The following is a 13,608-nucleotide window of genomic DNA, read 5'->3' as shown; positions in this document are numbered from 1 at the left end:
CCGGTCATTGACGATAAGGGACAAGGTTACCACCATGCGCGCTTTCAACCGCCTGTTGCTCGCCGGTCTGCTGGCCCTCCTGCCGGTGAGTGTCTTCGCCGACGACGAGGCCCCCTCGCCGGAACCCGACGTCACCATCCGCCAGGACGGCGACAAGACCATCCAGGAATACCGTGTGAACGGCTTCCTCTATGCGATCAAGGTCACCCCCAAGGGTGGCAAACCCTATTTCCTGGTCCGCGCTGACGGCGACAGCAACTTCATCCGGTCGGACAACCCCGACATGCTGATCCCGCAGTGGGAGATCTTCAGCTGGTAAGGCCGCCACGGTGGCCGCAACAAGGTAGTCGAATGTCCGTTTTCACCCCGCTGCAGCGCCCCGAACTCGAAACCTTCCTCGCCCCCTACGGGCTGGGCCGGCTCCGGGACTTCAAGGGCATCGCCGAAGGTTCGGAGAACAGCAACTTCTTCGTCAGCCTGGAGCGGGGTGAATACGTCCTGACCCTGGTGGAACGAGGCCCGGTGGCCGACCTGCCGTTCTTCATCGAACTGCTGGACGTGCTCCACAGCGCCGGCCTGCCGGTGCCCTACGCCCTGCGCAGCGAAGACGGCCAGGCCCTGCGCAGCCTCGCCGGCAAGCCCGCGCTGCTGCAGCCGCGCCTCGCCGGGCGCCACCTGCGCGAACCCAACCCACACCACTGCGGTGAAGTCGGCACGCTGCTGGCGCGCATCCACCTGGCCACCCGCGACCAGCCCATCGAACGCAAGAGCGACCGCGGGCTCGACTGGATGCTCAGCGAAGGCCCGCACCAGGCCGAGCGCCTCGACGCCCAGGCCCGCCCGCTGCTGGAGCAGGCCCTGGCCGAGATCGAAGGCCTCAAGCCCCGCATCCAGGCCCTGCCGCGCGCCAACCTGCACGCCGACCTGTTCCGCGACAACGCCCTGTTCGACGGCCCGCACCTGGCCGGGGTGATCGACTTCTACAACGCCTGCTCCGGCCCGATGCTCTACGACCTGGCCATCACCCTCAACGACTGGTGCTCCGACGACGACGGCCAGCTCGACGAGGCCCGCGCCCGCGCCCTGCTCGGCGCCTACGTTGCCCTGCGCCCTTTCACCGCCGCCGAGGCCGAACTCTGGCCGACGCTGCTGCGCGTCGCCTGCGTGCGCTTCTGGCTATCGCGCCTGATCGCCGCCGAAGCCTTCGCCGGCCAGGACGTGCTGATCCACGACCCCGCCGAATTCCAGCGCCGCCTGGCCCATCGCCAGGTGGTGGAGCTGCCGCTGCCCTTTGCGCTTTAGCAGGCCGGCTCTTCCACCACCGCCCAGCCGAAGACGGGGTACAGCGCGCCGTCCTCGTCGCGCTGGGCCACGCCGAATAGCCCGCCCACCAACCGTGCATTGCGCTTCTTGCCGATGGTGAACTCATCGATCAGCAGCGCCGCGCTCACCAGGCTCTTGGGGATGGCCTGCATGTCCGGCCCCTGGGCCTGGTCCGGCATCAGCCAGTCACCGCTCAGCGCCGCCACGCCCGCCCGCTCGAAACGCACCTGCCAATCCCCCAGGTAGGGGTTCGGCCGCAGCGCGTCGGTGGCCGTGTCGACGATGTAGGGGAACAGCGTAAGGATCCAGCCGGTCAGCTCCGACGGGCCCGAACCGCTGCGATAGCGGAAGAAGGACTCCCAGAAGGCACGGTCCACTTCACCGGAGGCCGTGCGGGCGATGGCTTCCAGCACCGGTTTCAGGCTCGCCACCCAATGACCCAGGCCGTAGCCCTCCAGGGCGGTGAGGCGCTCGATAATCAGATCCCAATCGTCCTCCGTGCCCTGCAGCTCGATCTCGGGTATGCCGCAGCCGGCCAGCATCTCGTAGTCGAAATAGCCACTGAAGGCGTCCATCCAGCACAGCGCGAAGGCTGCCTGCTCGACAGGTCCGGTGGTGGAGAAGGCGGTGGCGATGAAGTCGGAGAACTGCGGGATCTCCCCGGCGATCTGCCGGGAGAAATCACCGAACAGCTCTACCCACCGGTTCTTGTCGGCGAAGGGGTAGTCGGGGCAAAACACCCTCAGCGTCTTCTTGCCCTGGTGGCTCACCAGATTGGGCCTTAGCTGCTCGCCATGCAGGGCCATATGGTTCGCGAAGCCCTGGGCGATGCAGAACCAGATGTCGTCCGGGCGGATGACCAGCGGATGGTGACCATAGAAAGCACGGCATGCGGCCTTGGCGAAGGCGTTGCAGTTGTCCTCCTCCAGCAGTTCGGCGGTCATGCAGTCCAGCGCTTCCACCGGCCGATTGAGCAGCGCGCGCATGACGGTGTCGGCCGGCAGGCGTGGATAGCGCGCTCCCTGTGCCACATCCGAGAGGGTGAAACGGATCATGCGGGTTCTCCCTGAACCTGGAAAAGGCGACATGTTGCCGGTTTGCCGAAAGTGGCGCAGCTACCTAAGTCCGACTCTGAAGTCCCGGAAGGGAACGGATGTAGCCTGGGCTTCAGCCCAGGGAGGGCACGAGGCATGCGTTGAACAAGTAGGGGTAGAGCCCGCTGTGGACGTCCCTGTCGATACTCCGCTGCCCAAGCTCAGCCCCTGCCCGGCCATCCATGGCCGGTCGTTCGCCGGCGCAACGCATGCTCGTCCGGCGTGAAGATCCGCTCAGGCGCAGACATCCCTGTCGATGCTCCGCTGCCCAAGCTCAACCCCTGCCCGGCCATCCATGGCCGGTCGTTCGCCCTTCAAAACGCATGCTTGTCTGGCGTGAAGATCCGCCTAGGCACAGACATCCCTGTCGGTGCTCCGCTGCCCAAGCTCAGCCCCGGCCCGGCCATCCATGGCCGGTCGTTCGCCCTTCAAAACGCATGCTTGTCTGGCATGAAGATCCGCTGAGTCACAGACATCCCTGTCGCTGCTCCGCTGCCCAAGCTCAACCCCGGCCCGGCCATCCATGGCCGGTCGTTCGCCGGCGCAACGCATGCGTTGCGAAAACCCCGGCTCACCCACACTTCGAATGCCCGCAGTTGAGGCAGGTGGCGCAGCCGTCCATGCGGACGACGGCCTGGGTGTTGCACTTGCCGCAGAGCTGGGCGCCAGGGGGGAAGCCTTCGCCGGGTTCGGCGGTGGTGGTGCCGAGGCTGGCTTCGTAGGCGGCGCGCTTTTCGGCGAGGAAGCGCTGCTGCTCCGGGTCGGGCTGGTGGCCCTGCATCAGGCCGATGGCCACCAGGTGGCGTTCCAGCACGGCGCCGATCTCGGCCACCAGGGAAGGCATGTACAGCCCGCCGCGCTTGAGGTAGCCACCACGGGGGTCGAACACCGCGCTCAGCTCCTCCACCAGGAAGGTGCAGTCGCCGCCCTTGCGGAACACCGCCGACATGATGCGGGTGAGGGCGACGATCCACTGGAAGTGCTCCATGCCCTTGGAGTTGATGAAGATCTCGAAGGGCCGGCGCTGCTCGTGGGGCGTGCCGGGGTTGAGGACGATGTCGTTGATGGTCACGTACAGCGCGTGCTCCGACAGCGGCGACTTGATCTTGTAGGTCGCCCCCACCAGGGTTTCCGGGCGCTGCAGGGTCTCGTCCATCTGCACCACGGCGGCCGCTTCCTCGGCGGCGCGGCGGGCGCGCTCGGCCTCAACATCCACCACCTGGAAGCCCTTGATCCGCTGGTTGATCTTCACGCTCATCGCCGCCTCCGCTCAGTAACGCCCGTAGTAGCCCTCCTTGAGGGCCTCGTACAGGTTCGCCGCCGTGTGCACCTCGCCGTCGTACTCCACCTCCTCGTTGCCCTTCAGCTCCACCACGCTGCCGTCCTCCAGTTCGAAGCGGTAGCGGGTCTTCTCCAGGTCCGCGTCCTTCACCAGCACGCCCTGGAAGGCCGCCGGGTTGAAGCGGAAGGTGGTGCAGCCCTTCAGGCCCTGGCGCCAGGCGTAGAGGTAGATGTCCTTGAAGGCCTCGAAGGGGTAGTCGGTGGGCACGTTGGCGGTCTTGGAGATGGAGGAGTCGACCCACTTCTGCGCCGCCGCCTGGATGTCCACGTGCTGCGCGGGGGTGATGTCCTCGGCGGTGACGAACCACTCGGGCAGGCCATGGCCCGCCGACTCGGCCCCCGGCGTCGCCTGCGGGTCCACCAGGGCGCGGTAGGCCAGCAGCTCGTAGCTGACCACCTCGACCTTCTGCTTGGTCTTGCGCCCGGGGCGGATCAGGTTGCGCGAATAGACGTGGGCGAAGCTCGGCTCGATGCCGTTGGAGGCGTTGTTGCCCAGGCTCAGGCTGATGGTGCCGGTGGGGGCGATGGAGCTGTGGTGGGTGAAGCGCGCACCCACCTCGGCCAGTTGCGCCACCAGCTCCGGCGCATGCTCGGCAATGCGCTGCATGTAGCGCGAGTAACGCGCGTGCAGCACGCTGCCGGGCACCGAGTCACCCACCTTGTAGCCGTCGGCGGCCATCTCCGGGCGCTGCCGGAGCATCGCCTCGGTCACCGTGAAGCGCTGCGCCAGCAGCGGTGCCGGGCCTTTCTCCTTCGCCAGGTCGAGGGCCGCCTGCCAGCCCACCAGGGCCATCTCCCGGGCCACCTCTTCGGTGAACACGCAGGATTCCGGGCTGCCATAGCGCAGGCCGAGCAGGGCGAGCGCCGACCCCAACCCGAGGAAGCCCATGCCATGGCGGCGCTTGCCGGTGATCTCCTCGCGCTGCTGCGCCAGGGGCAGGCCGTTGATCTCCACCACGTTGTCCAGCAGGCGGGTGAAGACCTTCACCACCTCGCGGAAGCGTTCCCAGTCGAAGCGCGCCTGGTCGGTGAACGGGTCGTCGACGAAGCGGGTCAGGTCGATCGAGCCCAGCAGGCAGGAACCGTAGGGCGGCAGCGGCTGCTCGCCGCAGGGGTTGGTGGCACGGATCGCCTCGCACCACCAGTTGTTGTTCAGCGCGTTGACCCGGTCGATGAGGATGAAGCCCGGCTCGGCGTAGTCGTAGGTGGAGGCCATCACCATGTCCCACAGGTGCCGCGCCTTGAGCCGGCCGTAGATGCGGCAGGCCACCCGGCCGTCCTCCCGTACCTGGTAGCCCGCGTGGATCGGCCAGTCGCGCCAGAGCACCTGGGCCGGGTCGCCCAGGTCCACCTCGTCCAGCTCGCGGGCATGCAGGGGAAACACCAGCGGCCACTCGGCATCCTGCTCCACGGCCTGCATGAAGGCATCGGTCACCAGCAGGCTGAGGTTGAACTGGCGCAGGCGGCCGTCCTCGCGCTTGGCGCGGATGAACTCGCGCACGTCCGGGTGGGCGATGTCGAAGGTGGCCATCTGCGCCCCGCGCCGACCCCCGGCGGAGCTGACGGTGAAGCACATGCGGTCGTACACGTCCATGAACGACAGCGGCCCGCTGGTGTGCGCCCCGGCACCGGAAACGAAGGCGCCCCGGGGGCGCAGGGTGCTGAACTCGTAGCCGATGCCGCAGCCGGCCTTGAGGGTCATGCCGGCTTCGTGGACCTTGCCGAGGATGTCGTCCATGGCGTCATGGATCACCCCCGAGACGGTGCAGTTGATGGTCGAGGTGGCCGGTTTGTGCGCCTGGGCACCGGCATTGGAGAGGATGCGCCCGGCCGGCAGCGCCCCCTGGCGCAGGGCCCAGAGGAAGCGCTCGTACCAGTGCTCGACGTCCTTCGGCTCCACCTCGGCCAGGGCCCGGGCCACCCGTTGCAGGCTGTGGTCCGGGGTGTCGTCCAGCGGCGTACCGTCGCGCCGGCGCAGGCGGTACTTGCTGTCCCAGATGTCTTCGGAAGCCGCCTGCAAGGGCAGCGGCAGGCGGGTCTTCGCGGGGGAGCCGGTGCGGGTCATAGGGGTCGGAGCCTCCTGTCGCCGGGGCAGAGATGTCCCGAGAGGAAGTTAGACCGTCGACCCAAGAGAAGTCGTCGCGACTCGACCGATGGTGTGGCTTTTGGGCGCGCGCAGGTTACGCGCTGTGGATAAGTGGCCCGGGGCGCCTCAAAGCGCCTCCAGGCACCCCGCCAGGCCCTGGGCCAGGTCGTCCAGCAGGCGCTCGTAACCGCCTGCGGCCACCGGCACCTGCATGCCCAGTGCATCCAGCTCGGCCAGGCGCACCGGCAGGCCCTGGGTCAGGGTTTCGGCCAGGCGCGGGCGCACCGGCGGCTCGCTGAACACGCAGCTGGGGCCGGCCGCCCGCAGTCGCTCGCGCATCGCCGCCACGTGGCGGGCACCCGGCTGTACCTCGGCCGCCACGCTGAACACCCCGGCGTGACGCAGGCCGTAGGCGCTCTCGAAGTAGTTGAAGGCCTCGTGGAAGACGAAGAACGGCTTGCCGCTGACGGCCGCCATGCGGGCCTTGAGGTGGGCGTCGAGCTGGTCCAGGCGTTCGCCGAAGGCCTTCAGGTTGGCCTGGTAGCGCGCCGCGTTGGCCGGGTCCGCCGCCGACAGGTCCGCCGCCATGCGGGCAGCGATCACCCGGGCGTTGGCCGGCAGCAGCCAGAGGTGGGCGTCCAGGGAGCCGGGGCGGTGGTCATGGTCGTGCTCGTGGGCGTCCTCGTGCTCATGCTCGTCGTGGCCGAGGGCCTCGAAATGACGCAACTGCATGCCCGGCAGGTCCTGCACCGCCACGGCCGGCGCGCTGCGCCCGGCGATCACCTTGGGCAGGAAGCCTTCCAGGTCCGGGCCGACCCAGTACAGCAGCGGCACCTCGCGTACCCGCCGAACGTCGGAGGGCCGCAGCGCGTACTGGTGCGGCGAGGCCCCCGGCGGCAGCAGCACCTCGGGCTCACCCACACCGTCCTGCACGGCAGCGGCAATAAGCTGCAGCGGCTTGATGCTGGTCAGCACACGGACTTCGGCGCCAGCCGGCAGCGCCAGGCAGGCAAGGAGGGCGAGCAGGATGAGACGCGACACGGGGAGGACTCCGACACAAAGGCGTAATAGAATAACGTCTCTTTGACTCAACGTCGCCGCCATGCTCAAGCCGATCAAGACCCAAGCCCCCCTGGCCTGCCGCCCCCACGACCACTCCCACTGCGTAAGGGATGCGCTGGCCGAGGCCGAAGCCCTCTGCGCCCGCGACGGCCTGCGCCTGACCGCCCTGCGCAAGCGCGTGCTGGAGCTGGTCTGGGCCAGCCACAAGCCGCTGGGCGCCTATGACATCCTCGGCGTGCTGACCGAGGAAGACGGCCGTCGCGCCGCGCCGCCCACGGTGTACCGCGCCCTGGAATTCCTCCTGGAAAACGGCCTGGTGCACCGCATCGCCTCGCTCAACGCCTTCGTCGGCTGCAACCACCCCGGCGAAGCCCACCAGGGCCAGTTCCTGATCTGCCGCCAGTGCCAGACCGCCATCGAGCTGGAGCAGCCGGCCATCAGCGAGGCCATCATCTCCAGCGCCCAGGCCGTCGGCTTCGCCGTGGAAGGGCAGACCGTGGAAGTGATCGGCCTGTGCGCCACCTGCCGGGGCAAGGCATGAGCCAGGACGCGCTGATCCGCCTGGAGGGCGTCGGCGTCACCTTCGCCGGCCAGGCGGTGCTGCAGGACGTGGGCCTGAGCCTGCGCCCCGGCGAGATCGTCACCCTGATCGGCCCCAACGGCGCCGGCAAGACCACCCTGGTACGCACCGTGCTCGGCCTGCTGCAGCCCCAGCGCGGCAGCGTCTGGCGCAAGCCGCGCCTGCGCATCGGCTACATGCCGCAGAAGCTCCAGGTGGATGCCACCCTGCCGCTCACCGTGCTGCGCTTCCTGCGGCTGGTGCCGGGGGTCGACCGCGCCGCAGCGCTCGCCGCCCTCAGCGAAGTGGGCGCCCCCCAGGTGATCGACAGCCCGCTGCAGACCGTTTCCGGCGGCGAGTTGCAGCGCGTGCTGCTGGCCCGCGCCCTGCTGCGCGAACCCGAGCTGCTGGTGCTGGACGAGCCCGTGCAGGGCGTCGACGTCGCCGGCCAGGCCGAGCTGTACCGCCTCATCACCCAATTGCGCGACCGCCTCGGCTGTGGCGTGCTGATGGTCTCCCACGACCTGCACCTGGTGATGAGCACCACCGACCAGGTGGTGTGCCTGAACCGCCATGTGTGCTGCTCCGGCCACCCCGAGCAGGTCAGCTTCGACCCGGCCTTCGTCGAGCTGTTCGGCAAGGACGCCCAGAGCCTGGCCGTCTACCACCACCGCCACGACCACGAACACGACCTCCACGGCGAAGTGATCGAGCGTCCCGGCTTCCCCGTCGGCACCCGTTTCACCCCTGCCCACATGCACGGCCCCGACTGCAACCATGGCTGATTTCCTCGTCAACGCCCTGCTCGCCGGCCTCGCGCTGGCCCTGGTGGCAGGCCCGCTCGGCTCCTTCGTGGTGTGGCGGCGCATGGCCTACTTCGGCGACACCCTGTCCCACGCCGCCCTGCTCGGCGTCGCCCTGGGCCTGATGCTCGACATCAGCCCGACCCTGGCGGTGACCGTCGGCTGCGTGCTGCTGGCGGTGCTGCTGGTGACCCTCCAGCAGCGCCAGCCGCTGGCCTCGGACACCCTGCTGGGCATCCTCGCCCACAGCACCCTGTCCCTCGGCCTGGTGGCCCTGAGTTTCATGAGCGAAGTGCGGGTGGACCTGATGGGCTACCTGTTCGGCGACCTGCTGGCGGTGAGCCCCACGGACCTCGCCTGGATCCTCGGCGGCAGCGCCCTGGTGCTGGGCCTGCTGGTGCCGCTGTGGCGGCCGCTGCTGGCCATCACCGTGCACGAGGAGCTGGCACGGGTGGAGGGCCTGCCGGTCACCGCCATCCGCCTGGCGCTGATGCTGCTGATCGCCGTGGTGATCGCCGTGGCCATGAAGATCGTCGGCGTGCTGCTGATCACCTCGCTGCTGATCATTCCCGCCGCCGCCGCCCAGCGCCACGCCCGCACCCCCGAGCAGATGGCCGCCGGCGCCAGCCTGCTGGGCCTGGTGGCGGTGTGCACCGGCCTGGCGCTGTCCTGGTTCAAGGACACCCCCGCCGGCCCGTCCATCGTGGTCTCGGCGGCGGCGCTGTTCCTGCTCAGCTTCGCCGCCCCGCGCCGCACCTAGCCGACCGTCGCCGGCTCGCTGCGCGCGGGCTGGCGGACGCTTGAGCGGCGATCCTCCAGGATCATCCGCGCCGCCTTCTCGGCGATCATCAGCGTCGGCGAGCAGGTATTGCCCGAGACGATGGCCGGCATGATCGACGCATCCACCACCCGCAGCCCCGGCACCCCGTGCACCCGCAAGCGCGCGTCCACCACCGCCTCGCGGCCCGCGCCCATGCGGCAGGTGCCCACCGGGTGGAAGATGGTGGTGCCGATGTCGCCCGCCGCCTGGCGCAGCTCCGCCTCGCTCTGCAACGCCGGGCCCGGCAGGTACTCCTCCGGCCGGTAGGGCGCCAGCGCCGGCGCGGCGGCGATGCGCCGGGTCAGGCGGATGGCATCGGCGGCCACCCGCAGGTCCTCCTCCTCGCTCAGGTAGTTCGGCTGGATCAGCGGTGGCGCCTTCGCCTCCGCGGCGCGGATGTCCACCCGGCCCCGGCTGGCCGGACGCAGGTTGCACACCGAGGCGGTGAAGGCGGGGAAGGGGTGCAGCGGCTCGCCGAAGCGCTCCAGGGACAGCGGCTGTACGTGGTACTCCAGGTTCGCCCGTTCCTGCTCCGGGCCGGAGCGGGCGAAGGCGCCCAGTTGGCTCGGCGCCATGGCCAGCGGGCCGCTGCGGCTGAGCAGGTAGCGCAGGCCCATGCCGGCCTTGCCCCACAGGCTGCCGGCCATCTGGTTGAGGGTCGGCACGCCGCTGACCTTGTAGATCAGCCGCAGTTGCAGGTGGTCCTGCAGGTTGCCGCCCACCCCCGGCAGCTCGTGCCGCACGCCGATGCCGAGGCGCTCCAGCAGCGGGCGCGGGCCGATCCCCGAGCGCTGCAGCAGCGTCGGTGAACCGATGGCTCCCGCCGCGAGGACCACCTCCCCCGCGGCAAAGCTGCACAGGTCGCCCCGCCAGCGCGCCACCACACCGCAGGCGCGGCCCGCTTCGAGCACCACCCGCTCCACCTCCACATCGGTCAGCACCCGCAGGTTCGGCCGGCCCAGCACCGGCCGCAGGTAGGCCTTGGAGGCGTTCCAGCGCACGCCGCCGCGCTGGTTCACCTGGAAGTAGCCACAGCCCTCGTTGTCACCGGTGTTGAAATCCTCCACCGGGGCGATGCCGGTCTCCCCGGCGGCAGCGCGGAAGGCCTCCAGCAGCGCCCAGGACAAGCGCTGCCGCTCCACCCGCCACTCGCCCCCGGCGCCGTGGTGCGCCGAAGCACCGCCGAAGTGGTCCTCGCAGTGCTTGAACAGCGGCAGCACCTCGTCCCAGCCCCAGCCAGGGTTGCCCAGCGCCGCCCAGTGGTCGTAGTCCGCCGCCTGGCCGCGCATGTAGATCATCCCGTTGATCGACGAGCTGCCCCCCAGCACCCGCCCGCGCGGGTAGCCCAGGGAACGGCCGTTCAACCCCGGCTCGGCCTCGGTGCGCAGGCACCAGTCGGTGCGCGGGTTGCCGATGCAGAACAGGTAGCCCACGGGAATGTGGATCCACGGGTGGTTGTCGCGCCCGCCGGCTTCCAGCAGCAGCACGCGACAGGCCGGGTCGGCCGACAGCCGGTTGGCCAGCAGGCAGCCGGCCGGGCCGGCGCCGACGATCAGGTAGTCGTAGGGGAGGGTTTCGAGGTCCATGGGTCCTTCCTCTTCTTGTCGTTTTGTCGGGCAGGGCCGAGCCTAGCAGGCCGCCGGCACGGTCGGCCGGAAAGGTCGAACCCGACCTAGCTGATTTTCCCGACGGCCGGCGAACGCCAGGCCAGGCAACGGGTCTGATAGCACGCTGAGGGCAGGCCGGCGCCTACACTTTTGTCCTGCCCGGTCGCGCCGTGTAGAATTGCGCGTTTTTTGAACAAAACGAGAATCGCAGGAATGAAGCCGTTCGCAACCCGATACCTTCCCGTTATCGCGATTTCCCTGCTGTTAGCCGCGTGCCAGAGCAAACCTCAGGACACCGTCATCCCCGCCGATGAACTGGTCACCCGTTTCCGCCAGCTCGACCTGACCCTGGCCAACGGCCAGCTCGCCGAGGCCGAGGCCCAGCTCAAAGCCCTGCAGACCAGCGCCGCCGGCGACACCCGCCTCGAGCAGTACCAGCGCCAGCTCTCCGAAGCCTGGCTGAAGAAAGGCCAGGCCGCCCTGCAGCAGGGTGACCTCAACAGCGCCACCACCGCCCTCAGCCACGCCCGCAGCCTGATGCCCCAGGCCCCGGCGCTGACCACCGGCCTGGACGGCGCCATCGCCCACGCCCGTGCCAGCGAAAGCGAGCGCGCCGCCCAGTTGGCTGCCGCCCGTGAAGCCGCCGCCCGTGCCGAGCAGGCGCGCCAGCAGCAGCTCGCCGCCCAGCGCCAGGCCGCCACCCCGGCGCCCCAGGCCCAGCCGGTGGAGGAGAAGCCCGCCGCCCCTGCACGCCCGGTGCGCCGCGTCGCCAACGACGTGGCCCTGCCGATGCTGGACAACGACGACAACGAACGCCTGCGCAGCCTGCTCGACGCAGTGGCCGCCGACGTGGTCGCCTTCGACTGCGACGTGCGCCTGCATGTGCGCGAAGCCAAGCAGTACCCCTGGGTGGTGGCGCTGCTCCAGGCCCGGGTGAAGAAGCTCGACCCCGCCTACAAGCTGCGCCTGGCCCACAGCGTCGACCCCAGCCAGACACCGCGCCTGCAACTGAACCCCGCACGCTGACCCCGCGCCCGGCCCCCTCCCAGGCCGGGCCGCAAAACCCCGCTTTCGCCCCCGCCTTATTCCAAGTGGCTATACCCCTAGGCCGACAAAGATTTTCGGCCACCCCCCGCGAAGCGGTAGACTACGCGGCTTTTTAGGCCCCATCGGGCCCCCCGAGAGCCCCACAAGGTTTCCCTACGTGATCGAATTCCATGACGTCCACAAGGCGTATCGGGTCGAAGGCCGCGACATCCCCGCGCTGCGACCGACCGACCTGAGCGTGGCCCAAGGCGAAGTGTTCGGCCTGATCGGCCATTCCGGTGCCGGCAAGAGCACCCTGCTGCGACTGATCAACCGCCTGGAAGAGCCCAGCGGCGGGCGCATCGTCATCGACGGCGAAGACATCACCGCCCTCGACGCCGAAGGCCTGCGGCGCTTCCGCCAGCGCGTCGGCATGATCTTCCAGCACTTCAACCTGCTCTCCTCCAAGACCGTCGCAGACAACGTCGCCCTGCCGCTGAAGCTGGCCGGCGAGCTGTCCCGCGCCGAGATCGAGCAGCGCGTCGAGGAACTGCTGGCCCGGGTCGGCCTCGCCGCCCACGCCCGCAAGTACCCCGCCCAGCTTTCCGGCGGGCAGAAGCAGCGCGTCGGCATCGCCCGCGCCCTCGCCACCCGGCCGAAGATCCTGCTCTGCGACGAGGCCACCAGCGCCCTCGACCCGCAGACCACCGGCCAGGTCCTGCAACTGCTGGCGGAGATCAACCGCGAGCTGAACCTGACCATCGTCCTCATCACCCACGAGATGGACGTGATCCGCCGCGTCTGCGACCACGTCGCGGTTATGGACGCCGGCGTCATCGTCGAGCAGGGCCCGGTGGCCGACGTCTTCCTGCACCCGCAGCACCCCACCACCCAGCGCTTCGTCCAGGAGGACGAGCAGGTGGACGAAGGCGAGCAGCGCGAGGACTTCGCCCATGTCCAGGGCCGCATCCTGCGCCTGACCTTCCAGGGCGAAGCCACCTATGCCCCGCTGCTGGGCACCGTCGCCCGCCAGACCGGGGTGGACTACAGCATCCTGGCCGGGCGCATCGACCGCATCAAGGACACCCCCTACGGCCAGTTGACCCTGGCCCTCACCGGCGGCGACATCGAGGCCGCGCTGGCCTGCTTCCGTGAAGCGGACGTTCACCTGGAGGTCCTGCGCTGATGAACGAACTCATCGCCAACATCGACTGGTACGAAATCTGGCTGGCCAGCCTCGACACCCTCATGATGCTGGGCGGCTCGCTGCTGTTCACCGTCCTGCTGGGCCTGCCCCTGGGTGTGCTGCTGTTCCTCACCAGCCCGCGCCAGTTGTTCGAGAACCGCGCCGTCTACAGCCTGCTGTCGCTGGTAGTGAACGTGCTGCGCTCGCTGCCGTTCATCATCCTGCTGATCGTGATGATCCCCTTCACCGTCCTCATCACCGGCACCTCCCTGGGTGTCGCCGGCGCCATCCCGCCGCTGGTGGTGGGCGCCACGCCGTTCTTCGCGCGCCTGGTGGAAACCGCCCTGCGCGAGGTGGACCGCGGCATCATCGAGGCCACCCAGGCCATGGGCGCCACCACCCGGCAGATCGTGGTCAACGCCCTGCTGCCGGAAGCCCGACCGGGCATCATCGCCGCCATCACCGTCACCGCCATCACCCTGGTGTCCTACACCGCCATGGCCGGCGTGGTGGGCGCGGGCGGCCTCGGCGACCTGGCCATCCGCTTCGGCTACCAGCGCTTCCAGACCGACGTCATGGTGGTCACCGTGGTCCTGCTGCTGGTGCTGGTGCAGATCCTGCAGACCGTCGGCGACAAGCTGGTGGTGCATTTCTCCCGCAAATGAAAGGATGGCCGGCGTCCACCCGACCCGGCCCTCGCA

Annotated in this window: 13 protein-coding genes; 8 read left to right on the top strand and 5 right to left on the bottom strand. The window is 69.4% G+C overall.

Going from position 1 to position 13,608, the window contains the following annotated elements; translation table 11 throughout:
• Window positions 1-34 precede the first annotated feature (34 nt).
• Entirely contained in the window at window positions 35-319 is a 285-nt protein-coding gene (locus A9G05_RS21585; RefSeq protein WP_044403825.1) for a DUF2782 domain-containing protein, read from the top strand.
• A gap of 32 nt (window positions 320-351) precedes the next feature.
• A complete protein-coding gene (locus A9G05_RS21580; RefSeq protein ID WP_069562900.1) occupies window positions 352-1,302 on the top strand; it encodes a homoserine kinase in 951 nt (316 codons plus the stop codon).
• Here A9G05_RS21580 and A9G05_RS21575 read toward each other — a convergent pair.
• The 4 genes from A9G05_RS21575 to A9G05_RS21560 all read right to left on the bottom strand — a co-directional run bounded on the left by A9G05_RS21575 (window position 1,299) and on the right by A9G05_RS21560 (window position 6,948).
• Window positions 1,299-2,378: a DUF4419 domain-containing protein gene (locus tag A9G05_RS21575; RefSeq protein WP_069562899.1), complete on the bottom strand. Its 1,080-nt coding sequence runs from the start codon at window positions 2,376-2,378 to the stop codon at window positions 1,299-1,301. The two genes, A9G05_RS21580 and A9G05_RS21575, sit on opposite strands and share 4 nt — an antisense overlap.
• A 610-nt stretch (window positions 2,379-2,988) precedes the next feature.
• Window positions 2,989-3,675 carry an NrdJb gene (locus A9G05_RS21570; RefSeq protein WP_069562898.1) on the bottom strand — a complete coding sequence of 229 codons (687 nt, stop codon included), beginning with the start codon at window positions 3,673-3,675 and terminating at the stop codon, window positions 2,989-2,991.
• 12 nt (window positions 3,676-3,687) lie between these two features.
• Window positions 3,688-5,823: an adenosylcobalamin-dependent ribonucleoside-diphosphate reductase gene (locus A9G05_RS21565; RefSeq protein WP_069562897.1), complete on the bottom strand. Its 2,136-nt coding sequence runs from the start codon at window positions 5,821-5,823 to the stop codon at window positions 3,688-3,690.
• Window positions 5,824-5,970: 147 nt separating this feature from the next.
• Complete coding sequence (locus A9G05_RS21560; RefSeq protein ID WP_083272632.1) at window positions 5,971-6,948, bottom strand: metal ABC transporter solute-binding protein, Zn/Mn family; 978 nt, start codon at window positions 6,946-6,948, stop codon at window positions 5,971-5,973.
• Between A9G05_RS21560 and A9G05_RS21555 the strand changes: the two genes are divergently transcribed.
• Genes A9G05_RS21555 through znuB form a run of 3 tightly spaced genes read left to right on the top strand, consistent with a single transcriptional unit; the run spans window position 6,947 to window position 9,028 of the window.
• Window positions 6,947-7,447: a Fur family transcriptional regulator gene (locus A9G05_RS21555; RefSeq protein ID WP_069562895.1), complete on the top strand. Its 501-nt coding sequence runs from the start codon at window positions 6,947-6,949 to the stop codon at window positions 7,445-7,447. The genes A9G05_RS21560 and A9G05_RS21555 overlap by 2 nt on opposite strands.
• Window positions 7,444-8,250: a zinc ABC transporter ATP-binding protein ZnuC gene (gene znuC, locus A9G05_RS21550; RefSeq protein ID WP_069562926.1), complete on the top strand. Its 807-nt coding sequence runs from the start codon at window positions 7,444-7,446 to the stop codon at window positions 8,248-8,250. The genes A9G05_RS21555 and znuC overlap by 4 nt, the downstream gene beginning before the upstream one ends.
• Window positions 8,243-9,028, top strand: a complete 786-nt coding sequence (gene znuB / locus A9G05_RS21545; protein ID WP_069562894.1) for a zinc ABC transporter permease subunit ZnuB — start codon at window positions 8,243-8,245, stop codon at window positions 9,026-9,028. The genes znuC and znuB overlap by 8 nt, the downstream gene beginning before the upstream one ends.
• Here the strand turns inward: znuB and A9G05_RS21540 are convergent.
• Complete coding sequence (locus A9G05_RS21540) at window positions 9,025-10,674, bottom strand: GMC family oxidoreductase (RefSeq protein ID WP_069562893.1); 1,650 nt, start codon at window positions 10,672-10,674, stop codon at window positions 9,025-9,027. The two genes, znuB and A9G05_RS21540, sit on opposite strands and share 4 nt — an antisense overlap.
• Window positions 10,675-10,908: 234 nt before the next feature.
• Here A9G05_RS21540 and A9G05_RS21535 point away from each other — a divergent pair, with 234 nt between their 5' ends.
• The 3 genes from A9G05_RS21535 (at window position 10,909) to A9G05_RS21525 (ending at window position 13,572) form a co-directional block, all read left to right on the top strand.
• Window positions 10,909-11,721 (top strand): hypothetical protein, encoded by an 813-nt coding sequence (locus A9G05_RS21535; RefSeq protein ID WP_069562892.1) that lies wholly within the window; start codon window positions 10,909-10,911, stop codon window positions 11,719-11,721.
• A gap of 178 nt (window positions 11,722-11,899) precedes the next feature.
• On the top strand, window positions 11,900-12,907 hold the full coding sequence (locus A9G05_RS21530) for a methionine ABC transporter ATP-binding protein (RefSeq protein WP_069562891.1): 1,008 nt from the start codon (window positions 11,900-11,902) through the stop codon (window positions 12,905-12,907).
• Window positions 12,907-13,572 carry a methionine ABC transporter permease gene (locus tag A9G05_RS21525; protein WP_044403853.1) on the top strand — a complete coding sequence of 222 codons (666 nt, stop codon included), beginning with the start codon at window positions 12,907-12,909 and terminating at the stop codon, window positions 13,570-13,572. Before A9G05_RS21530 ends, A9G05_RS21525 begins: the two co-directional genes overlap by 1 nt.
• Window positions 13,573-13,608 lie beyond the last annotated feature (36 nt).

This window comes from Pseudomonas sp. ENNP23 (genome assembly GCF_001728945.1).
GTDB lineage: Bacteria > Pseudomonadota > Gammaproteobacteria > Pseudomonadales > Pseudomonadaceae > Metapseudomonas > Metapseudomonas otitidis.
Note: the sequence above shows the minus strand (reverse complement) of the source record. Positions and strands in the feature narration are given on the sequence as shown.